Here is a 20,194-nt window from a genome sequence, read left to right on the forward strand (position 1 = left end):
CGGCGGACGGCTAGGACAGGCCCAGCTCGCCCTCGAAGTCGCCCTCCTCCAGGCGGTCCTTGACCGCCGTGAGGAAGCGGCCCGCGTCGGCGCCGTCGATCAGCCGGTGGTCCACGGCCAGGGACAGGTACACCATCGAGCGCACGGCGATGACCTCGCCGCCCATGGCCGGGTCCTCGACCACGACCGGGCGCTTGACGACCGCGCCGGTGCCCAGGATCGCGACCTGCGGCTGGTTGATGATCGGGGTGCCGAACAGCGCCCCGGTGCCGCCGGTCTCGGCGATGGTGAACGTGCCGCCGCCCAGCTCGTCCGGGCCCAGCCGGCCGGTGTGGGCCCGCTCGCTCAGGTCGGAGATGGTGCCGGCCAGGCCGCTCAGCCCGAGCTTGCCCGCGTCCTTGACGACCGGGACCAGCAGGCCGCGCTCGGTGTCCACCGACACGCCCAGGTTCTCGACGTCGTGGTAGGTCACCTCCTGCTTGTCCGCGTCGATGAACGCGTTGAGCTTGGGGTGGGCGCGCAGCGCCTCCACCGTCGCCAGCGCGAAGAACGCGAAGAAGTCCGGAGCCGTTCCGCCGTTCTCGGCGGCCCGCTCGCGCAGGCGCGCGATCTTGGTGACGTCCACCTCGGCGACCTGGGTGGTCGTCGCCGAGACGTGCAGGGACTCCACCATGCTGTCGGCGATGTACTTGCGCAGCCGGGTGAGCTTCTCGGTGCGCCCGCGCAGCGCCGTGTCGGCGCCCTGCTTGCGCGGGGCCGAGGACGGAGCGGTCGGGGCGGCGGCGCGCGCGGCGGCGGCCTTCTGCTCCTCGGCGGCCTTGAGCACGTCCTGCTTGCGGATGCGCCCGCCCACGCCGGTGCCCCGGACGCGGCTCAGGTCCACGCGGTGCTCGGCGGCGAGCTTGCGCACCAGCGGGGTCACGTAGCCCTCGGTGCCGGTGTCGGTCCCCGACGGGCCGGTGCTGCTCAGGGTGCCGATGTCCACCGACGGGGTGTCGGTGGAGGCCGGAGCGGGCGCCGGGGCGGCGGGCTCGGGGGCCGGCTCGGCCGCCGCGGGCTCGGCGGCCTTCGCCGGGGCCGGTTCCGGGGCGGCGGGGGCCGCGGGGGCGGCAGCGGCGCCGGCACCGCCGATGACGGCGATCCGGGCGCCGATCTCCACGGTCTCGTCCTCCTGGACGAGGATCTGCGTGAGCACGCCGGCCACCGGGGAGGGGATCTCGGTGTCCACCTTGTCGGTGGAGACCTCGAGGAGCGGCTCGTCCACCTCGACGGTGTCGCCGACGCTCTTGAGCCACTGGGTGACGGTCCCCTCGGTGACGCTCTCACCCAGGGCGGGCATGGTCACCGGGGTCTCAGGGCCCTCCGCGGCGGGGGCGGCGGGCTCCGGGGCCTCGGCGGCCGACCGCGCCTGCTCCTGCCGGGGCTCGGGCTCCGGCTCCGGGGCCGGCTCGGGCTCCGGGGCGGCGGCCGGCTCCGGACGCGCCTCCTCGGCGGCCGGGGCGGCCGGCGCGGCGGAGTCCTCGCCCGCTTCGCCGATGACGGCGATCTCCGCGCCGATCTCCACGGTCTCGTCCTCCTGGACGAGGATCTGCGTGAGCACGCCCGCTACCGGGGAGGGGATCTCGGTGTCCACCTTGTCGGTGGAGACCTCAAGGAGCGGCTCGTCTACCTCGACGGTGTCGCCCACGTTCTTCAGCCACTGGGTCACAGTCCCCTCGGTGACGCTCTCACCCAGGGCGGGCATGGAAACGGATGTCGGCATGGGTTCCTCGTTGGATATGGGCGCGGTGTCCTGCCCGATCCCGGTGATGGGCAGCGCGGATGTACGGCGGCGGGGGCGGGCCCGCCGGGCCCGCCCCCGGTGCGGTCAGTCGTGGACGTGGAGCGGCTTGCCCGCCAGCGCGAGGTGCGCCTCGCCCAGCGCCTCCGACTGGCTCGGGTGCGGGTGGATGAGCTGGGCCACCTCGGAGGGCAGCGCCTCCCAGTTGTAGATGAGCTGGCCCTCGGCGATCAGCTCGCCGACGCGGCTGCCCACCATGTGGACGCCCAGCACGGGACCGTCCTTCTCGGCGATGACCTTGACGGCGCCCTGGGTCTGGAGGATCTGGCTCTTGCCGTTGCCCGCCAGGTTGTAGTTCATCTCGACGACCTCAAGGCCGCGCTCCTTGGCGGCCTTGGTGGTCAGGCCGACCGAGGCGACCTCGGGCTCGCAGTAGGTGACGCGGGGGACGCCGTCGTAGTCGATCGGGGCCGGGTTGAGGCCCGCGAGGTGCTCGGCGACGAAGATGCCCTCGGCGAAGCCGACGTGGGCCAGCTGCAGGGTCGGGATGAGGTCGCCGACGGCGTAGATGTTCCCGACGCCGGTGTGCAGGTTCTCGTCCACGGTGACGAAGCCGCGGTCCAGGGAGATGCCCTGCTCCTCGTAGCCCAGGCCGGCGGAGACGGGGCCGCGGCCGATGGCGACCAGCAGCACCTCAGCCTCCAGGGTCTTGCCGCCCTGGAGGGTGACGGTGACCCCGGAGTCGGTGGTCTTGACCGACTCGAAGGGGGTGCCCAGCTCGTACTTGATGCCGCGCTTGCGGAAGGCGCGCTCCAGCAGCTTGGAGCTGGACTCCTCCTCGACCGGCACCAGGTGCGGCAGGGCCTCGACGATGGTGACCTCGGCGCCGTAGGAGCGCCACACGCTGGCGAACTCCACGCCGATGACACCGCCGCCCAGGACCACCACGGAGCCGGGGACGCGGTCCAGGCCCAGGGCCTGGTCGCTGGTCATGACCTTCTCGCCGTCGATCTCCAGGCCCAGGGTCTTGGGCTGGGAGCCGGTGGCCAGCAGGACGGCCCTGCCCTTGTAGACGGCGTCGCCGACGGTGACCTCGTCCTTGCCGGTGAGGCGGCCCTCGCCCTCGACGACGGTGATCTTGCGGGACTTGATCAGACCGGTGAGGCCCTTGTGCAGGCCGTTGATCACCTTGTCCTTGTACTTGTGCACGGCCTCGATGTCGATGCCCTCGAAGGTGGCCTTGACACCGAAGTTCTCGCTCTCCTTGGCGGAGTCGGCGACCTCGGCCGAGTGCAGGAGGGCCTTGGTGGGGATGCAGCCGCGGTGCAGGCAGGTGCCCCCGAGCTTGTCCTTCTCGATCAGCACGACGTTCATGTCGAGCTCCGCGGCGCGCAGTGCCGCCGCGTATCCGCCGCTGCCGCCGCCAAGGACGACGAGGTCGAAGGTGCCGCCGCTCTCACTCACGGGAACGAACTCCTTGTTGTGGTGGCTGGTGATTGCCGGTGGTTTCCGCGGCTCGGGGGGAGGGGACCGCGGTCGGGGCGGTCGGCGCGGGCTCAGGGAGCGCCGGCCGCCCCGGGGTCGGGCTATTCGGCGTAGGACTCCGCGATGCGGACCAGGGTCCGGGTGCCGGAGCCGGTACCGCCCTTGGGCGTGTACCCGTGCGGGCCGCCCTGGTTGAAGGAGGGGCCGGCGATGTCGAGGTGCGCCCACTTGACGCCCTCGCCGATGAACTCCTTGAGGAAGACGCCGGCGGACAGCATGCCGCCCCAGCGCTCGCCCGCCACGTTGGCGATGTCGGCGACCGCGGAGTCCAGCCCCGCGCGCAGCTCGGCGGGCAGGGGCATCGGCCAGGCGGCCTCGCCCTCGGCGCCGGCCGCCGCGACGACCTGCTCGCGCACCTCGTCGTCGTTGGCCATGACCGCGAACACGCGGGTGCCGAGCGCGACCAGCTGGGCGCCGGTCAGCGTGGCGATGTCGACGACCAGGTCGGGGCCGTCCTCCTGGGCGCGGACCAGGGCGTCCGCCATGACCAGGCGGCCCTCGGCGTCGGTGTTGAGGACCTCGACGGTCTTGCCGCCGTAGATGGTCAGCACGTCGGAGGGGCGCTGGGCGGTGCCGCTGGGCATGTTCTCGGCGACGGCCAGGTAGCCGACGACGTTGACCTTCAGGCCCAGGGCGGAGACGGCCCGCAGGGCGGCGAGCACGGAGGCGGCGCCGGCCATGTCGGACTTCATCCAGTCCATGGCGGTGGCGGGCTTGAGGGACAGGCCGCCGGAGTCGAAGGTGATGCCCTTGCCGATGAAGGCGACCGTGCGGGTGGCCTCCGGGTGGGTGTGGGCCAGGCGGACCAGGCGCGGCGGGTTGGCCGAGCCCTGGCCGACGCCGGTCAGGCCGCCGTAGCCGCCCTCGGCGAGGGCCTGCTCGTCGAGCACCTCGATGTCCAGGCCGGCCTGCGCGGCGATCTCCTGGGCGGTCGCGGCCAGGTCCTCGGGGACCAGGTCGGAGGGGGCGGTGTTGACCAGGTCGCGGGTCAGCTCGACCGCGTCGGCCAGGACGGCGGCGCGCTCGACCGCGGCCTGCGCGCCCTCGGCGCCGCTCGCCAGCAGCAGCGCGGGGGCGGCCTTCTTCCCGGCCTTCTCGCCGGTGCGGTAGCGGTCGAAGGAGTAGGCGCCCAGCCGGGCGCCCAGGGCGACGGCCCCGGCCTCTTCGGCGGTGCCGGCCGGCAGGGCCAGCGCCACGCGGCCCGCGCCCTCGGGGCGGGCGGCCAGGGCGCGCAGCGCGGCGCCCGCGGCGCGGGCGAGGGTGTCGGCGTCGACCGGGCCGTCGGCGGGCCTGTCACCGAGGCCGACGGCGACGATCACCGGGGCGGCGACGGCCCCGAGGGAGGGAAGGGTGTGCACCTCCTCTGCGGCGCCGCTCGCTCCCAGGAGCGACAGGGTCTGGGCGAGGCCGCCGGAGAAGGCGGCGTCGACGTCATGAGCGCCCGACGCGGGCTCCGGGGCGTCGCCCCCGGAGTGGTAACCGACGACGAGGGCGTCGGCGTCGAGCGAACTGGGGGACTCCGTGTGTACTGACAACGTCGTGCTCACACCCACGATGCTAGTCGCCCCGTGCTCCGGTCGGTGACGTGGCGCTCCGGCCCCTGAGGGGGCGCTGCGCGGGGGAGCGGAGGGCGGGGCCGGTCGGGGGTCGGCCCCGGGCCGACCGGCCGGGGAGGGCGTCCCTGGCCGCCGGTGGGGGCCGTCACAGCCGGGCGGCGGGCGGGCGGCGCGTTCCCCGGCGTGGTGGGCGGTGAAACGTGGTGTGAAAAAATGTGATGATGGCTACATCGGGTGCGCGTTGATATTACCGATCGGTAGAAAACGCCTGGTGGCCGCGCGGTCCCGGGTTCACAGCCACGCGGCCGCGCCGGTGAGCACCACCAGGGCCACCGTGGCCGCCGTCTCCGCCAGCGCCCCCAGCACGTCCCCGGTCACGCCGCCCAGCCGGCGCACCGCCCGCCGCCTCAGCAGGGCCGCCCCCGCCAGTCCCGCGACGAATGCCACGGCGCAGGCCGCCGCGAACGCCGGTCCCCGGACCAGCCCCAGCGCGCACACCGCGAGCGCGCACGCGGTCGCCGCCGCCGCGCCCGCCACCGGCACCGTCCCGGCCACCAGCGCGCCCAGCCCCTCCGGACGCGCCGCGGGCACCCCCGGCGTGCACGCCCACGTGATCGCCGTCCGGCCCGCGGCCCCCGCCGCCACCGCCCCGGCCAGCGCCGCCCACGGGGACACCTCCGCCAGCCGGCCCAGCGCCAGCACCTGCGCGCCCAGCACGACGATCAGGGTGATCACACCGAACGGGCCGATGTCGGAGCGGCGCATCACCTCCAGCGCGCCCGCGGCCGGCCGGGCGCTGCCCAGCCCGTCGGCCAGGTCCGCCAGCCCGTCCAGGTGCAGCCCCCGGGTGAACAGCGCCCCGGCGCCCACACCGAGCAGCGCCGCCAGTGCCGGGGGCAGCCCCGCCGCCGTCCCGGCCGCGGCCAGCGCCCCGGTCAGGGCGCCCGCCGCCGCCCCCAGCGCGGGGGCCCACAGCATCGCCCACCGGGCGGCCGCCCGGTCCACCCGCTCCACCCGGACCGGGACCACGGTGAACGTCCCCACCGCCAGACGCGCGCCCGCGCCGGCGGTACCGCTCACGGAAGCTCCAGCACGCGTCCGGCCGTGACCAGGACGACCTCCTCGGACTCGGCCGCCACCCACTGGTTCAGCCGCCCCAGGTGGTCGCGGAACAGCCGCCCCGACCGGGTCGCGGGCACCACGCCCGAGCCCACCTCGTTGGTCACCGCCACCGCGTAGGCCTGGGTGGCCCGCCACGCCTCCAGCAGGTCGTGCACCTCGGCCTCGACCCGCTCCTCGGCGTCCGGCGCCGGCTCCTCGTCCCACAGCCCGTGCTCGTCCATGACCGCCGTCAGCCAGGTGCCCAGGCAGTCGATGAGCACCGCGCCCCGCGCCCGCTTGAGCAGCGACGGCAGGTCGCGGGTCTCCTCGGTCTCCCACCACCACGGCCGGCGGGCGGTGTGCCGGGCCACCCGTTCGGCCCACTCCGGGTCGCGCGCGGGGTCGGCGGGCTCGCCGGTGGCCACATAGGACACCTTCGGCTCGGTGAGAAGCCGCAGCTCGGCCTCGACCGACTTGCCCGAGCGGGCGCCGCCGGTGATGAGCACCCGGTGCGGGCCGTGCGGTCGCGACTGCGGCCAGACCGCCGGCGGGCACGACATGACGTGGCCGTCGCCGGGGGCGAACGCGCCCCACAGCCGGGCCCGGCGGGCGAACTCCGCGGGGGAGCGGACCCGGTGGTCGCCGCCGACCGCGACCACGGCCGTGGTCACACCGATCACCCCGCTACGCCGCAGCTCACCGATGGTCTCCGGACGCTGGGCGGCGTCCACGATGACCATGTCCACCTGCTGGGGCGGCGCCGACGCGAACCCCGAACCGGGCGGGACCGCCTCCACCGGGGGCACCGCGGGCAGTGTCGCGGGCCCGGAGCGGGCGTAGAGCAGCCGCCCGCCGCCGGGGCTCGCCACCAGGATGCCGTCGGGGGTGGGCGTCACCGAGTAGTCCGGGGGCACCGGGCCCACCGCGCCGCTCTCGCGGAGCCGGAACCGGTCGTCGACGGTCACGCGCAGCGGCAGCCGGCGGTCGGCCTGGGCCTGGTTGCACGAGGCGCAGGTGCACTGCGGGGCGGGCCATCCGGCGTGGCCGGCCGTCCCCGGGAATCGGATTCGCACCTGAAGAAGTAAACCGCATGCTCCACCAAGCCTTGGTTAAGCTCGGGACTGGATCGCGGTGACCCGTAGACCGCGACCTATCGGGACGAAAGGGCGGTCGACGATGGCGTGGACCTGGCGGTACCGCGAGGCCGACGGGGCGGACCCGCTGGCAGGTGACCTCCCCGCGGAGTCGTTCACCTCGCGCGGCGACGCGGAGAGCTGGCTCGGCGAGAACTGGGGCGAGCTCACCGAGGGCGGAGTGGACCGGGTCGTCCTGCTGGAGGACGGCAGGGAGGTCTACACGATGTCCCTGGAACCCGCCGAATGACCGACGGGCCCCGGCCCCTTCCGGGGGCCGGGGCCCTGTTCTCCCCGGGCCCTCCCGCGCCGGCGGGGTCCGCGGGCGCCGGAGGGCGCCGGGCGCGGACCGCGGCGGAGCGAGGGTCCGGGAACACCGCTTAGGCGCGGATGTCCTCCGGGCTGCGGGTGAGCGCCGGGTCGCGGTCGACGCTGTCGCCGAGGATCTCGTCGATCCGGGCCAGCAGCTCCGCGTCCAGCTTCACGCCGGCCGCCTGGACGTTGTCCCGCACCTGCTCGGGCCGGGTGGCGCCGACGATGGCGGTGGAGACGTTGTCGTTCTGCAGGACCCAGGCCACGGCCAGCTGGGGCAGGGTCAGACCCGCCTCGGCGGCCAGCGGGGCCAGCTTCTGCACCCGCTCCAGCAGCTCCTGGTCGCCGACCCGGTCGGCGATGAAGTGCTTGCTGTTGGGGTCGGTGGCCCGGGTGTTCTCCGGCAGCGGCGCGCCCGGCTTGTACTTGCCGGTGAGGATGCCGCCCGCGATGGGCGACCAGACGACCTGGCCCAGCCCCTCGCGGCGGGACACCGGGACGACCTCGGACTCGATGACCCGCCACAACATGTTGTACTGCGGCTGGTTGGAGACGATGCGGTCGAACCCGGACTCGTCGGCGATCTTCAGGGCCCGCTCGATCTGCTCGGCGTTCCACTCCGAGACGCCCACGTACAGGACCTTGCCCTGGCGGACCAGGTCCTCGAAGGCCCGCAGGGTCTCCTCCAGCGGGGCCCCGTGGTCGAACCGGTGGGCCTGGTACAGGTCCAGGTAGTCGGTGCCCAGGCGGCGCAGGGTGTCCTCCACGCCGCGGATGATGTGCTTGCGCGACAGGCCCCGGTCGTTCTTGCCCGGGCCCATCGGCCAGTAGACCTTGGAGAAGATCTCCAGGCCGTCGCGGCGCTCGCCCTTGAGCGCCCGGCCGAGGACCTCCTCGGCCTTGCCGCGGGCGTAGACGTCCGCGGTGTCGAACGTGGTGATGCCGGCGTCCAGGGCGGCGCGGACGCAGGCGACGGCCGCGTCCTCCTCGACCTGGGAGCCGTGGGTGATCCAGTTGCCGTAGGCGATCTCGCTGACGGCGAGACCGCTCTTGCCGAGATGGCGGAATTCCATGGCGGGCACTCTAGCCGGGTACCGGGTCCTTCCGCGAGGGCGGCCCCGGCGGCCGTGGGAACGCTCCCACCGGCCTCCGCGGAGAACTCGGGGAAAGATCGGGGAAGCCCCGGGGCGGTCCCGGGGAAAGACGGGGGAGAAGGTCGGGGGCCGGTGCGCGCACGCGCACCGGCCCCGGGTGTCCGTGGGGGGCGCGGGCCCCGTCCCGGGTCCGCGCTAGTGCGGGACCGGGACCTCGCCGACCTTGACCTTCGGCTTGGGCAGCCGCAGCCGGCGGAACTGGATCTGGCGCATGACCGCGTACCAGCCGATGCCTCGCAGCATGTCGTCGTCCGGGTAGTGCTCGGCGGCCTCCCGCTTGACCCGGCGCGAGGTGAAGACGCCCTCGATGATGAGCGACACCATCATCAGCGGCCAGGCCACGTACGCCACACCGACCTGGAAGATCGGGCTGGGCACCATGATCAGCAGGATGATGACGATCGACAGCGGCAGGAAGAACTCGCTGAGCGTGCGGCGGGAGTCCACCAGGTCACGGGCGTAGCGGCGGGCCGGGCCCAGGTCGGCGGGACGGTAGAACCGGGCCTCGTCGGCGGGAACGCCCTTGAGGCCGCCGGAACTCACCTTGCTGACGCCTCGTTTACGTTCGGAGCGGGCGCGGTGGATCTCGTAGGCCTCCTTGCGGGTCTCCGGAGCCTTGACCAGCTTGCGCGGGTTCGACTCGGATTCCTTGCGCTTGGGGGTGGGCACACCCTTCTTAGGGGTATATCCCTTAGGTTGGGTGGCCTCAGAGGCCTCGGGGCTGGCGGATTCGGTGGTCTTCGAATCCGTGTCTGCGGAAGCGGAGCGACGTCGGAACACACCCTCAGGGTAGCCGGTCACAGCTTTATGGCGACCGCGGGTCAGACCGCGTAGGGTTGGGCGAAGCGCCCGCTGGGAACAGCCGATGTACGCACCGAGAAGGGGACGGCCACGCCGATGAGCGTGTTTCAGCGACTTTCCATGATCTTCAAGTCCAAGGCCAACAAGGCCCTGGACTCGGTCGAGGATCCCAGGGAGACCCTCGACTACTCGTACCAGAAGCAGCTCGAACTGCTGCAGAAGGTCCGGCGCGGCGTGGCCGATGTCGCGACCTCCCGCAAGCGGGTCGAGCTCCAGATCCAGCAGCTCGAGCAGCAGTCCTCCAAGCTGGAGAACCAGGGCCGGGCGGCCCTGACCCAGGGCCGGGAGGACCTCGCCCGCGAGGCCCTGACCCGCCGCTCCGGTCTCGCCCAGCAGATCGACGGCCTGCGCGAGCAGCACGCCAACCTCCAGGGCGAGGAGCAGAAGCTCACCCTGGCGGCCCAGCGCCTCCAGGCCAAGGTGGACGCCTTCCGTACCCGCAAGGAGACGATCAAGGCGACCTACACCGCGGCCCAGGCCCAGACGCAGATCAGCGAGGCCTTCACCGGCATCTCCGAGGAGATGGGCGACGTCGGCCTGGCGATCCAGCGCGCCGAGGACAAGACCGCCCAGATGCAGGCCCGGGCCGGGGCCGTCGACGAGCTGCTCGCCTCCGGCGCGCTCGACGACGTCACCGGGTCCGGCCCGCGCGACGACATCCAGGCCGAGCTGGACCGCATGGCCAGCTCCAGCGGTGTCGAGGCCGAGCTGGAGCGCATGAAGCTCGAGCTGGGCGGCGGCGGGTCCTCCTCCACCCCGCAGATCGAGGGCGGCAACAGCGGCTCGGGACGGGGTGAGGGCGCGTGATCGTCCGCATCATGGGCGAGGGCCAGGTGGACCTCACCGACGCCGACCTCGACCTGCTCAACTCGTTCGACTCCGCCCTGGAGACGGCGATCGAGAAGGGTGACGAGGCCGCCTTCCGCAAGGCGCTGCACGACCTGCTCGACAAGGTGCGCGAGCACGGGACGCCGCTGGCCGCCGACGCGCTGGAGCCCTCGCAGTTCATCCTGCCGCACGCCGACGCCGGCATGGACGAGGTCCGCCAGATGCTGCAGGACGACGGCCTGATCCCGGGCTAGGGCCGCTTCCCGGGTCCGGGCCGTTTCGCCGGTCTCCGCCACCACCGTCCTCGGCGGGGCCGGCTCGGTGCCTGCGCATGCTGTTCCGGAGCCGCCGCGACCTCCCGGTCGCGGCGGCTCCGGCGTGTTCACGTGCGGTTTTCACCCCTTTCTCACCTTCGCGAACTAGACTCCGAGGCGTCCGGACCAGTGGGAGGGGCGCAGCGCATGGCGGGTTCCAAGTTCACTCCTGACCGAGGCCTGACCGGCCGGATGGCCCTCACCATGTTCCTGTTGGTCCTGGTGTACGTCGCCTTCGTCGTGGGGCTGGTCGCCGTCGGGCTGAACATCTGGCTGGTCCTGGTCATCGTCCTCGCGTTCGCGCTGTTCAGCTACTTCTCCTCGGACCGGATCGCCATGTTCGCGATGGGAGCCAAGGAGGTCTCCCCCCAGCAGGCGCCCGAGCTGCACGCGCTCATCGACCGGCTGTGCGCCATGGCCGACATGCCCAAGCCCCGGGTGGGCGTCGCCGACACCGACGTGCCCAACGCCTTCGCCACCGGGCACAGCCGCAGGACCGCCGTCGTCTGCGTGACCACCGGTCTGATGCGCCGCCTGGACGGGCCGGAGCTGGAGGCGGTGCTGGCCCACGAGCTGTCCCACATCGCCCACCGCGACGTCACGGTCATGACCGTGGCCGGCTTCCTGGGCATCGTGGCCGGGTTCCTCACCCAGGCCGGGCTGCGCTTCGCCGCCTTCTCCGGGGCGAGCCGGGGGAACAACAACGGCCCGGCCCCGGCGGTGGTCGCCCTGCTGGTGGTGCTGGTCAGCGCCGTCGCGTGGGCGCTGAGCTTCCTGCTGACCCGGGCGCTGTCGCGCTACCGGGAGCTGGCGGCCGACCGGGCCGCCGCCTACCTCACCGGGCGCCCCTCGGTCCTGGGCAGCGCCCTGACCAAGATCACCGGCGACATGGCGCGGATCCCCAGCCGGGACCTGCGCCAGGTGGAGCCGTTCAACGCCTTCTTCTTCGCCCCGGCGTTCACCAAGGGGTTCAGCCTCAACAGCCTGATCGCCACCCATCCGCCGGTGGAGCGGCGCCTGGCGCAGCTCTCCGACATCTCCCGGCAGCTGGGCCGGGGCGCCTGAGATCCGTTCCCGCCGAGGAGGCAGTGTGAGTTTCTGGAGAGCCCTGCTGGGCCGGTCCGAGCCCGTCCGTCCCGACCTGGACGCCCTCTTCGGGCTGCCGTCGGCGGCGGTCACCCTGCGCGCGGCGGCCGGCTTCCGCCCCACCGGGACGGGGTCGGTCGCCTTCCGGCCAACGGAGGGGGCGGCCTTCGCCGACCTGGAGAAGGACATCACCGCGCTGCTGGAGGCCGGGGACGGGCCGCCGGTCGGCCAGGTCGCCGACGAGTACGGCTACACGTGGCTGGTGGTGCGCTCCGACCACCCGCCGACGGAGCAGGGCGAGGTCACCGACCCCGACATCACGGGGCTGGTCACCTCGCTGCACGCGGTCAACTCCACCCTGGAGGAGAACGGCTACGGGCCCTCGCTGCTGTGCTCGCTGGTGGGCTTCACCGACGGGCGGCGCTCGCTGGGCCTGGTCTACCTGTACAAGCGCGGGACCTTCTACCCGTTCGCGCCGCTGCCGGGGCAGCGCCGTGACAACGCCCTGGAGCTCCAGGCCGAGGCGGCCATCGGCGGGGACCTGCCGCTGGAGTCCGACCGGTCGCGCTGGTTCCCGGTGTACGGCGCACCCGGCCTCTGATTTCCGTATCTCGGAAACAAAAGTCCGGGATATGAATTTTTCTGGCGCCGAACCCTGGTGCGGAGCCGCGTGACCCAGCACACTGAACACGTGCACATCGTGATCGCACCGGACAAGTTCGCCGGAACCCTCAGCGCCCTGGAGGCCGCCCGCGCCGTCGCCGACGGCTGGCGGTCCGTCGACCCCTCCGCCCGCATCGACCTGGTCCCGCTCTCCGACGGCGGGCCCGGCTTCGTCGAGGTCCTGCACACCGCCCTGGGCGGGACCCTGCGCGAGGCCTCCGTCACCGGCCCCCTGGGCGAGCCCGTCACCGCCCGCTACCTGCTCGTCGGCGACACCGCCTACGTGGAGAGCGCCCAGGCCTGCGGCCTGCACCTGGTCCCCGCCGGCCGGCGCGACCCCGCCCGGACCACCAGCGCCGGGGTCGGCGAACTGCTCGCCCTCGCCGTCGCCGACGGGGCCGGCACGGTCGTCGTCGGCCTGGGCGGCAGCTCCACCAACGACGCCGGGGCCGGGCTGCTCGCCGCCCTGGGCGCGACCCCCGCCGCCGACCTCGCCCGCGGCGGCGGGGCACTGGCCGACATCGACAAGGTGGACGTCGCCCCGGCCCGGGAGGCCGTCGCCGGGGTGCGCCTGGTCGCCGCCACCGACGTCGACAACCCCCTGCTCGGACTGCACGGGGCCAGCGCGGTCTTCGGCCCCCAGAAGGGCGCGGACCCCGCCCTGGTCCAGCGCCTGGACCTGGCCCTGACCGCCTTCGCCGACCGGGCCGACTCCGAGGGCGCGGCCCGCTCCGAGCCCGGCGCCGGCGCGGCCGGCGGCCTGGGCTTCGCCCTGCTGCTGCTCGGCGGCGCCGTGGAGTCGGGCATCGGCCTGGTCCTGGACGCCGTCGGCCTGGCCGGGCGGCTGGCCTCGGCGGACCTCGTCGTCACGGGGGAGGGGTCCTTCGACTCCCAGTCCCTGCGCGGCAAGCTGCCCCACGGCGTCGCCCGCCTGGCGGGGGAGCACGCCGTCCCCTGCGTGGTCACCGCCGGGCGGGTGGCGGTCGGCCGGGCCGAGGCGGCCGCCGCGGGCATCACCGAGACCTACTCCCTGGTCGAGTCCGCCGGCTCGGTGGCCGCCGCGATGGAGCACCCCGCCCGGGAGTTGCGGGACCTGGCGGCCTCGGTCGCCCGCCGCTGGAGCCGCTGAGCACCGCCGTCCGGTCCCGCCGTCCGGTGTGGCGGCGGAGCCGGATGGGTACCCTGGTGGAACACGCGCAAGTCAGCCCGTACCGGACCCCGCGACCGGGGCCGGGAGGGCCGGACGGACACGGCGGCGGCGCGTCGGAATGCGGCGCCGGGTCCGGGTGTTGGCACCCGTTGAAGAGGACATCCGTCCCGGCGGCGGGCGTCAGACCGGGGCCGCGGGCGCAAGCGGGCCGCAACCCCTTTCCACGAGGAGCTTTACACGATGACGGTTCAGAGCGAGACCACCGAGGGGATCATCCTCACGGAGGGTGCGTCCAGCAAGGTCCGGGCGCTTCTCGAGCAGGAGGGCCGGGACGACCTGCGCCTCCGCGTCGCGGTCCAGCCGGGCGGCTGCTCCGGGCTTCGCTACCAGCTCTACTTCGACGAGCGCGAGCTCGACGGCGACATCGTCACCGACTTCGGCGGCGTCGAGGTCGTGACCGACCGGATGAGCTCCCCCTACCTCGTCGGAGCCACGATCGACTTCGTCGACACCATCGAGAAGCAGGGCTTCACCATCGACAACCCCAACGCCACCGGTTCCTGCGCCTGCGGCGACTCCTTCAACTAGGGCGCGCGGCCCCGGGACGAGCCGGGGACGCCGACGGCCACCGACGGGAGGGCGGACCTGATCCGCCCTCCCGTCGCCGTGTGTGGGGCCGAACACGGGTCGGTACCCTGGGTCAGTCCGAAAGGGCGCCGTGAGCGCGCCCGGAGCAGTGTCCGGCCCCGGGCCGGCGCGTCCCGACCAAGGAGACCTCGTCCCGTGCGTATCGCGGTTGCCGGATCCATCGCCACCGATCACCTGATGTCCTTCGAGGGGCGGTTCGCGGAGCAGATCATCCCCGAGCAGATCCAGCAGTTGTCCCTCTCCTTCCTCATCGACGAGCTGGACGTCCGGCGCGGCGGCGTCGCCGCCAACATCTGCTTCGGACTGGGCGGGTTCGGACTGTCCCCCGTCCTGGTCGGCGCGGCCGGCGCCGACTTCGAGGACTACCGCGCCTGGCTGGACCGCCACGGCGTGGACACCTCCCACGTCTACATCTCCGAGCTGCGGCACACCGCTCGGTTCATCTGCACCACCGACCGCGACCAGAACCAGATCGCGTCGTTCTACGCGGGCGCCATGGCCGAGGCCCGCAACATCGAGCTCCAGCCGATCGCGGACCGCCTGGGCGGCCTGGACCTGGTCCTGGTCGGCGCCGACGACCCGGCCGCGATGGTCCGCCACAGCGAGGAGTGCCGCACCCGGGGCATCGCCTTCGCGGCCGACCCCTCCCAGCAGCTCGCCCGCATGGAGGGCCCGCAGGTGCGCACCCTCATCGAGGGCGCCGCCTTCCTGTTCACCAACGAGTACGAGAAGGCCCTCGCCGAGCAGAAGACCGGCTGGTCCGACGCCGAGATCCTGGCCCGGGTCGGCACCCGCATCACCACCCTGGGCGCCAAGGGCGCCCGGATCGACAGCGCGGGCGAGCCGAGCGTCCACGTGCCCGCCGCCGTCGTCGGCGACCTGGTCGACCCGACCGGCATGGGCGACGCCTTCCGCGCCGGGTTCCTGGCCGCCCACTCCTGGGGCCTGTCCCTGGAGCGCGCGGCCCAGGTGGGCAACGCCACCGCGGTGCACTGCCTGGAGGTCGACGGCCCGCAGGAGTACACGCTCACCGGCGCCTCGCTGCTGGACCGCCTGGAGCGCTCCTACGGCGCGGAGGTCGCCGCCGAGGTCCGCCCGTTCGTCTAGGGTCCCCGGACCCCGTAGAGTAGACAGTCGTGACCCCGCGTCCCGTGCGTTCGCATGCCCGGGACGCGACCGCACGGCTCCCGTCGTCCTTCTTCGGCGGGTCCGCCGTGCCCGCCGGTGCGCTGAAACGCGTGCCGGTGCAGAGCCCGAACCGTCCGCGCGGGGTCACCGCGACGGTGGGGAACCCGCTCCGCTCGCGCCGCCAGGCGCACGGGGCCCGGGCGTGCCCGCACGCCTCCCAGTTCTAGGTCAGCCTTACCTGGGATTCCCCGCATTCCATGTGAAAGGACATTGCATGCGCTACACCGGACCCAAGGTGCGGTTGTCGCGGCGCGCCGGAATGCCGCTGACCCGTAAGGCGGTCAGCTACTTCGAGAAGCGCCCCTACCCGCCCGGTGAGCACGGCCGCCGCGTTCGCCGCAACAGCAGCGACTTCGCCGTCCGCCAGGCCGAGAAGCAGAAGGTGCGCTGGTACTACGACCTGACCGAGAAGCAGCTGGTCAGGATCTACGAGAACGCCAAGAAGCGCCCCGGCCGCACCGGTGAGGAGATGCTGGCCGAGCTGGAGCTGCGCCTGGCCACCGTGGTTCTGCGCGCCGGCTTCGCCGCGTCGATCTACGCCGCCCGCCAGTTCATCAACCACGGCCACATCACCGTGGACGGCAAGAAGGTCGACATCCCGTCGTACCAGGTCAAGCCGGGCCAGATCATCGAGGTCCGGGAGAAGTCCCGGTCCATGGTGCCGTTCGTCGAGGCCGCCGAGGGCGTCCACGCCGACGACAAGATCGCCGGGTTCCTGGCGGTCAGCCACAAGGACCTGCGCATCGCGGTCGTCGACCGCCCCAAGCGCGAGCAGATCCCGGTGCCCTTCGACGAGCAGCTCGTCGTCGAGTTCTACGCCCGCTAGCGGGCCGGCGTCCCCGCGGCGCCGCCGGAGCGAGGATCGGCCGTACGGACCCCCGGGTCCGTGCGGCCTTTCTCGTGCCCCGCACCCCCCGGGATTCGGTGTGCCCGAATCGTTACCCAACCGGAGCCGGAATCCGGAACGGTTCAGTACATGCGCCGGATGTGAAAAGCGCTACCCCGCGCGAGGGGCACCTCCGCGACGAACTCGTGCATCTTCATCCGGCACCAGGCGGGGATGTCCGCCTTGGCGGCGGGATCGTCCGCGGTGACCGCGATGACCCCGCCGATGGGCACTTCGTGCATGCGCTGCGCCACCCAGATGATGGGGATCGGGCACTTGCGGCCCACCGCTTCCACGGTCACCGACGCCGTGATCGCCCCGGGCAGCGGCCGTCCCTCGGACACGGGAACCCCCTGTGCGTTGTCGTTCCGTGTCCCAATCTTGACCCCTCCCGCCCGGTAAGGCGAACCCGGTTAAGGGTGCCGTAAACCCAGCGATACGCTCACCTTGTTCTCTCCCCGTGGGACGCCGGAGATCGGACGCACCCGCTGTGGACGCGGGCGCCGCCCGACACCCGGACGGGTGCCCCGGCCGCCTCACGGGGGAGGGGCCCGGGGGAACGCCGGGCCGTGCCTCGCCGACGCCGGAGGGGATCACCCCCGGCGCGCGGACGGGCCCGGCTCCGCGGACCACCGAGCGTCCCGTATCACGGGCCTTCGGCAACACGCTGACCAGGCAAGCCCATGAACGGGACCCTGGGCGGTTCGCGATAATGTTTCCCCCTGACAAGCTTTGGATACTTAGGCCGCCCGTGGAAGTCCACGGGCTACACCGCTGGGAAGGCAATCCGTGAGTCCGACCCGCCAAGAAAATCGGCGCTCCACTCTGCGCCGATGGGCACCACGCGGCGCCGCGCTCGCCGTGCTGGGGCTGGCCGCGACCGGCTGCGCGTCGAACGAGCTCACTCGTTTGGGCATGCCGGAGCCGATCACCGAGCAGGCCGAGCGTGTTCTCTCGCTCTGGCAGGGTTCCTGGGTGGCGGCGTTCGCGGTCGGCATTCTCGTGTGGGGGCTGATGATCTGGTCGATCATCTTCCACCGCAAGCGCTCTGAGCAGCTGCCGCCCCAGGTGCGCTACAACATGCCCATCGAGGCGCTCTACACCGTTCTGCCGATCGTCGTCATCGCGGTGCTGTTCTACTTCACCGCGCGCGACCAGAGCTACCTGCTGGACACCGAGCAGGAGGCGGACGTCCACGTCGAGGTCGTCGCGTTCCAGTGGGCGTGGCAGTTCAACTACCTGGACGCCCCCAAGGACGAGGGCGGCGAGGTGCTGTTCTCCGAGGTGGGCACGCCCAACCCGGACGGCACCGCCGACCCCTCCACGCAGTCCACGCTGGTGCTGCCGGAGAACGCGGTCGTGCACTTCGACCTGTACTCCCCGGACGTCATCCACTCGTTCTGGATCCCGGCGTTCGGTTTCAAGATGGACGTCGTCCCGGGCCGCGACAACGCGTTCCAGGTGAACCTCAACGACGGCACCGCCGGCGAGTACATCGGCCGCTGCGCCGAGCTGTGCGGTGTGGACCACACCCGCATGCTCTTCAACGTCGAGGTCCTGCCCGAGGACGAGTACGAGGCCTGGGCCGCCGAGCAGGAGCGGGCCGCGGCCGCCGATGAGACCGAGGCCGCCGAGGCCCCCGACACCCCGGACTCGGGTGAGGGCTCCGGCGCCGAGGGCTCCAACGCGGAGGGCACGGGCTCCGGTGCCGACGAGGCCGAGGAGACCAACGAGTAATGAGCACGACCACCACCCCCACGCACAGCGCCACGCAGGGGCTGCCGGGCCGCAAGGGCTCGATGATCGTCAACTGGCTGACGTCGACCGACCACAAGATCATCGGGTACATGTACCTGATCACCTCGTTCGGCTTCTTCCTCTTCGGCGGGGTCCTGGCGCTCCTCATGCGCGCCGAGCTGTTCCTCCCGGGCATGCAGGTCATGTCCAACGAGCAGTTCAACCAGATGTTCACCATGCACGGCACGATCATGCTGCTGATGTTCGCGACCCCGCTGTTCGTCGGGTTCTCGAACATCATCATGCCGCTGCAGATCGGCGCCCCCGACGTGGCGTTCCCCCGGATGAACCTGTTCGGGTACTACCTGTTCCTGTTCGGCAGCCTCATCGCCATCAGCGGGTTCATCACCCCGGGCGGCGCCGCCAGCTTCGGCTGGTTCGCCTACACCCCGCTGTCCGACGCGGTCCGCTCGCCGGGCCTGGGCGGCGACCTGTGGATCCTGGGCCTGGCCGTCTCCGGTCTGGGCACCATCCTCAGCGCGGTCAACTTCATCACCACCGGCCTGTGCATGCGCGCGCCCGGTATGACGATGTTCCGCATGCCGATCTTCACCTGGAACACCCTGCTCACCAGCGTCCTGGTGCTCATCGCGTTCCCGGTCCTGACCGCGGCCCTGATCGCCCTGGGCGCCGACCGCATGGTCGGCACGCAGGTCTACAACGCCGAGCACGGCGGTGCCATCCTGTGGCAGCACCTGTTCTGGTTCTTCGGCCACCCCGAGGTGTACATCATCGCGCTGCCGTTCTTCGGCATCGCGACGGAGATCCTGCCGGTGTTCAGCCGCAAGCCGATCTTCGGCTACAAGAGCCTCGTGGCCGCGACGATCGCCATCGCGGGCCTGTCCGTCACCGTGTGGGCCCACCACATGTTCCCGACGGGCGCGGTCCTGCTGCCGTTCTTCTCGTTCATGACGTTCCTCATCGCGGTCCCGACCGGTGTGAAGTTCTTCAACTGGATCGGCACGATGTGGCGCGGCCAGCTCACCTTCGAGACGCCGATGCTCTTCACCATCGGCTTCCTGGTGACCTTCCTCTTCGGCGGTCTCACCGGTGTGCTGCTGGCCTCCCCGCCGATCGACTTCCACGTCACGGACTCCTACTTCGTGGTGGCGCACTTCCACTACGTGGTGTTCGGCACCGTGGTGTTCGCGATGTTCGCGGGCTTCTACTTCTGGTGGCCCAAGTTCACCGGCAAGATGCTCAACGAGCCGCTGGGCAAGTTCCACTTCTGGCTGCTGTTCCTCGGCTTCCACGGCACGTTCCTGGTCCAGCACTGGCTGGGCGCCATGGGCTTCCCGCGCCGCTACGCCGACTACCTGCCCGGTGACGGGTTCACCGAGCTGAACCAGATCTCGTCGGTGTCCTCGTTCGTCCTGGCCGCCTCGACGCTGATCTTCTTCTGGAACATCTACATCACCGCGAAGAAGGCGCCCAAGGTCGAGGTCGACGACCCGTGGGGCTACGGCTGCTCGCTGGAGTGGGCGACCTCCTGCCCGCCGCCGCGGCACAACTTCACGTCGCTGCCGCGGATCCGGTCCGAGCGCCCCGCGTTCGACCTCAACCACCCGCACGCCGCCGCCCCGGGCGCGGTCCCCGTCGGCGCCACGAAGGAGTAGGGGCTCATGAAGACACAGGCCTATCTGTTCATGGGCGTCTCGACCTTCTTCGGTCTGGCGGCCGCCCTGTACATCTACTGGTCCTGGCAGGACACCGGGGCCATCGAGTGGACCGGTACGACGGCGCTGGTCGTCTCCATCGGCTTCGGCTGGATGGTCGGCTACTGGCTCTGGCAGGCGGCCCGCCGCAGCGAGCACTTCCACGGCCTCCCCGCGGAGGAGCGGCTCGACGGCGAGATCGCCGAGAACGCCGGCGAGTACGGCTTCTTCAGCCCGCACAGCTGGTGGCCGATGTTCGTGGCCATGGCCGTGGCGTTCACCGCGGTGGGCGTGGCCATCGGCTGGTGGATGGTGATCATCGGCGGCTTCGCCATCATCCTCACCGCCATCGGCTGGGTCTTCGAGTACTACCGCAAGGAGTTCCAGCACTAGCCGGAACGCCTGGCACCCGCCCCGGCGGCGACCGCACGGTCGCCGCCGGGGCTTTTCCGTGCCCGGACACTGCGGCGCGGCGGGTGGTCGAGGCGCATGAGTGGCAAATGCCGGGATTTCCCCCATGTCCGTTGTAACCTCTTA

The 20,194-nt window shown here is 72.3% G+C and carries 20 protein-coding genes; 12 read left to right on the top strand and 8 right to left on the bottom strand.

Annotated features, from left to right (window positions below; all coding sequences use genetic code 11):
* Positions 1 to 10: 10 nt before the first annotated feature.
* The 5 genes from sucB to K1J57_RS18820 form a co-directional block, all read right to left on the bottom strand.
* Entirely contained in the window at positions 11 to 1,744 is a 1,734-nt protein-coding gene (gene sucB / locus K1J57_RS18800) for a 2-oxoglutarate dehydrogenase, E2 component, dihydrolipoamide succinyltransferase (RefSeq protein WP_255647201.1), read from the bottom strand.
* Positions 1,745 to 1,867: 123 nt separating this feature from the next.
* A complete protein-coding gene (lpdA, locus tag K1J57_RS18805; RefSeq protein ID WP_220559873.1) occupies positions 1,868 to 3,244 on the bottom strand; it encodes a dihydrolipoyl dehydrogenase in 1,377 nt (458 codons plus the stop codon).
* Between the two features lie 122 nt (positions 3,245 to 3,366).
* On the bottom strand, positions 3,367 to 4,872 hold the full coding sequence (locus K1J57_RS18810; RefSeq protein WP_220559874.1) for a leucyl aminopeptidase: 1,506 nt from the start codon (positions 4,870 to 4,872) through the stop codon (positions 3,367 to 3,369).
* A 300-nt stretch (positions 4,873 to 5,172) separates the two neighbouring features.
* Positions 5,173 to 5,961 carry an adenosylcobinamide-GDP ribazoletransferase gene (locus tag K1J57_RS18815; protein WP_220559875.1) on the bottom strand — a complete coding sequence of 263 codons (789 nt, stop codon included), beginning with the start codon at positions 5,959 to 5,961 and terminating at the stop codon, positions 5,173 to 5,175.
* Complete coding sequence (locus K1J57_RS18820; protein ID WP_220565639.1) at positions 5,958 to 6,947, bottom strand: bifunctional adenosylcobinamide kinase/adenosylcobinamide-phosphate guanylyltransferase; 990 nt, start codon at positions 6,945 to 6,947, stop codon at positions 5,958 to 5,960. The genes K1J57_RS18815 and K1J57_RS18820 overlap by 4 nt, the downstream gene beginning before the upstream one ends.
* A 211-nt stretch (positions 6,948 to 7,158) precedes the next feature.
* Between K1J57_RS18820 and K1J57_RS18825 the strand changes: the two genes are divergently transcribed.
* On the top strand, positions 7,159 to 7,365 hold the full coding sequence (locus K1J57_RS18825) for a hypothetical protein (RefSeq protein WP_220559876.1): 207 nt from the start codon (positions 7,159 to 7,161) through the stop codon (positions 7,363 to 7,365).
* 130 nt (positions 7,366 to 7,495) lie between these two features.
* Here K1J57_RS18825 and K1J57_RS18830 read toward each other — a convergent pair whose 3' ends face one another.
* Positions 7,496 to 8,500: an aldo/keto reductase family protein gene (locus tag K1J57_RS18830; RefSeq protein WP_220559877.1), complete on the bottom strand. Its 1,005-nt coding sequence runs from the start codon at positions 8,498 to 8,500 to the stop codon at positions 7,496 to 7,498.
* A 216-nt stretch (positions 8,501 to 8,716) separates the two neighbouring features.
* Positions 8,717 to 9,382 (bottom strand): DUF3043 domain-containing protein, encoded by a 666-nt coding sequence (locus K1J57_RS18835; protein WP_220559879.1) that lies wholly within the window; start codon positions 9,380 to 9,382, stop codon positions 8,717 to 8,719.
* A gap of 120 nt (positions 9,383 to 9,502) precedes the next feature.
* On the opposite strand from K1J57_RS18835, the gene K1J57_RS18840 reads away from it, so the two are divergent.
* The 8 genes from K1J57_RS18840 to rpsD all read left to right on the top strand — a co-directional run bounded on the left by K1J57_RS18840 (position 9,503) and on the right by rpsD (position 16,145).
* Positions 9,503 to 10,249 carry a PspA/IM30 family protein gene (locus K1J57_RS18840; protein WP_255646422.1) on the top strand — a complete coding sequence of 249 codons (747 nt, stop codon included), beginning with the start codon at positions 9,503 to 9,505 and terminating at the stop codon, positions 10,247 to 10,249.
* On the top strand, positions 10,246 to 10,524 hold the full coding sequence (locus K1J57_RS18845; RefSeq protein ID WP_220559881.1) for a hypothetical protein: 279 nt from the start codon (positions 10,246 to 10,248) through the stop codon (positions 10,522 to 10,524). The genes K1J57_RS18840 and K1J57_RS18845 overlap by 4 nt, the downstream gene beginning before the upstream one ends.
* Positions 10,525 to 10,731: 207 nt before the next feature.
* Positions 10,732 to 11,649 carry a zinc metalloprotease HtpX gene (htpX, locus tag K1J57_RS18850; RefSeq protein ID WP_220559882.1) on the top strand — a complete coding sequence of 306 codons (918 nt, stop codon included), beginning with the start codon at positions 10,732 to 10,734 and terminating at the stop codon, positions 11,647 to 11,649.
* A gap of 25 nt (positions 11,650 to 11,674) precedes the next feature.
* A complete protein-coding gene (locus K1J57_RS18855; protein ID WP_220559883.1) occupies positions 11,675 to 12,271 on the top strand; it encodes a hypothetical protein in 597 nt (198 codons plus the stop codon).
* A 90-nt stretch (positions 12,272 to 12,361) separates the two neighbouring features.
* A complete protein-coding gene (locus K1J57_RS18860; RefSeq protein WP_220565640.1) occupies positions 12,362 to 13,462 on the top strand; it encodes a glycerate kinase in 1,101 nt (366 codons plus the stop codon).
* Positions 13,463 to 13,723: 261 nt separating this feature from the next.
* Positions 13,724 to 14,071, top strand: a complete 348-nt coding sequence (locus K1J57_RS18865) for an iron-sulfur cluster assembly accessory protein (RefSeq protein ID WP_220559884.1) — start codon at positions 13,724 to 13,726, stop codon at positions 14,069 to 14,071.
* A 195-nt stretch (positions 14,072 to 14,266) separates the two neighbouring features.
* Complete coding sequence (locus tag K1J57_RS18870; RefSeq protein WP_220559885.1) at positions 14,267 to 15,238, top strand: carbohydrate kinase family protein; 972 nt, start codon at positions 14,267 to 14,269, stop codon at positions 15,236 to 15,238.
* Between the two features lie 295 nt (positions 15,239 to 15,533).
* Positions 15,534 to 16,145 carry a 30S ribosomal protein S4 gene (gene rpsD / locus K1J57_RS18875; protein ID WP_220559886.1) on the top strand — a complete coding sequence of 204 codons (612 nt, stop codon included), beginning with the start codon at positions 15,534 to 15,536 and terminating at the stop codon, positions 16,143 to 16,145.
* Between the two features lie 143 nt (positions 16,146 to 16,288).
* On the opposite strand, the gene K1J57_RS18880 is transcribed toward rpsD, so the two are convergent.
* Positions 16,289 to 16,549: a sulfurtransferase TusA family protein gene (locus K1J57_RS18880; RefSeq protein WP_255646423.1), complete on the bottom strand. Its 261-nt coding sequence runs from the start codon at positions 16,547 to 16,549 to the stop codon at positions 16,289 to 16,291.
* A gap of 571 nt (positions 16,550 to 17,120) precedes the next feature.
* On the opposite strand from K1J57_RS18880, the gene coxB reads away from it, so the two are divergent.
* Genes coxB through K1J57_RS18895 form a run of 3 tightly spaced genes read left to right on the top strand, consistent with a single transcriptional unit; the run spans position 17,121 to position 20,050 of the window.
* Positions 17,121 to 17,942, top strand: coding sequence for a cytochrome c oxidase subunit II (gene coxB, locus K1J57_RS18885; protein WP_220559887.1), 822 nt, complete (start codon positions 17,121 to 17,123; stop codon positions 17,940 to 17,942).
* A complete protein-coding gene (ctaD, locus tag K1J57_RS18890; RefSeq protein WP_220559889.1) occupies positions 17,942 to 19,618 on the top strand; it encodes a cytochrome c oxidase subunit I in 1,677 nt (558 codons plus the stop codon). Before coxB ends, ctaD begins: the two co-directional genes overlap by 1 nt.
* A gap of 6 nt (positions 19,619 to 19,624) precedes the next feature.
* A complete protein-coding gene (locus tag K1J57_RS18895; RefSeq protein ID WP_220559890.1) occupies positions 19,625 to 20,050 on the top strand; it encodes a cytochrome c oxidase subunit 4 in 426 nt (141 codons plus the stop codon).
* Positions 20,051 to 20,194: the final 144 nt, after the last annotated feature.

The sequence above is a fragment of the Nocardiopsis sp. MT53 genome (assembly GCF_019598965.1).
GTDB lineage: Bacteria > Actinomycetota > Actinomycetes > Streptosporangiales > Streptosporangiaceae > Nocardiopsis > Nocardiopsis changdeensis.

What these genes read in the sequence shown, in the direction of transcription:
- sucB (WP_255647201.1), bottom strand. Translation starts at nt 1,744, where the DNA reads ATGCCCGCCCTGGGTGAGAGCGTCACCGAGGGGACTGTGACCCAGTGG.
- K1J57_RS18825 (WP_220559876.1), top strand. Translation starts at nt 7,159, where the DNA reads ATGGCGTGGACCTGGCGGTACCGCGAGGCCGACGGGGCGGACCCGCTG.
- K1J57_RS18830 (WP_220559877.1), bottom strand. Translation starts at nt 8,500, where the DNA reads ATGGAATTCCGCCATCTCGGCAAGAGCGGTCTCGCCGTCAGCGAGATC.
- K1J57_RS18840 (WP_255646422.1), top strand. Translation starts at nt 9,503, where the DNA reads ATGATCTTCAAGTCCAAGGCCAACAAGGCCCTGGACTCGGTCGAGGAT.
- htpX (WP_220559882.1), top strand. Translation starts at nt 10,732, where the DNA reads ATGGCGGGTTCCAAGTTCACTCCTGACCGAGGCCTGACCGGCCGGATG.
- K1J57_RS18865 (WP_220559884.1), top strand. Translation starts at nt 13,724, where the DNA reads ATGACGGTTCAGAGCGAGACCACCGAGGGGATCATCCTCACGGAGGGT.
- rpsD (WP_220559886.1), top strand. Translation starts at nt 15,534, where the DNA reads ATGCGCTACACCGGACCCAAGGTGCGGTTGTCGCGGCGCGCCGGAATG.
- coxB (WP_220559887.1), top strand. Translation starts at nt 17,121, where the DNA reads ATGCCGGAGCCGATCACCGAGCAGGCCGAGCGTGTTCTCTCGCTCTGG.
- ctaD (WP_220559889.1), top strand. Translation starts at nt 17,942, where the DNA reads ATGAGCACGACCACCACCCCCACGCACAGCGCCACGCAGGGGCTGCCG.
- K1J57_RS18895 (WP_220559890.1), top strand. Translation starts at nt 19,625, where the DNA reads ATGAAGACACAGGCCTATCTGTTCATGGGCGTCTCGACCTTCTTCGGT.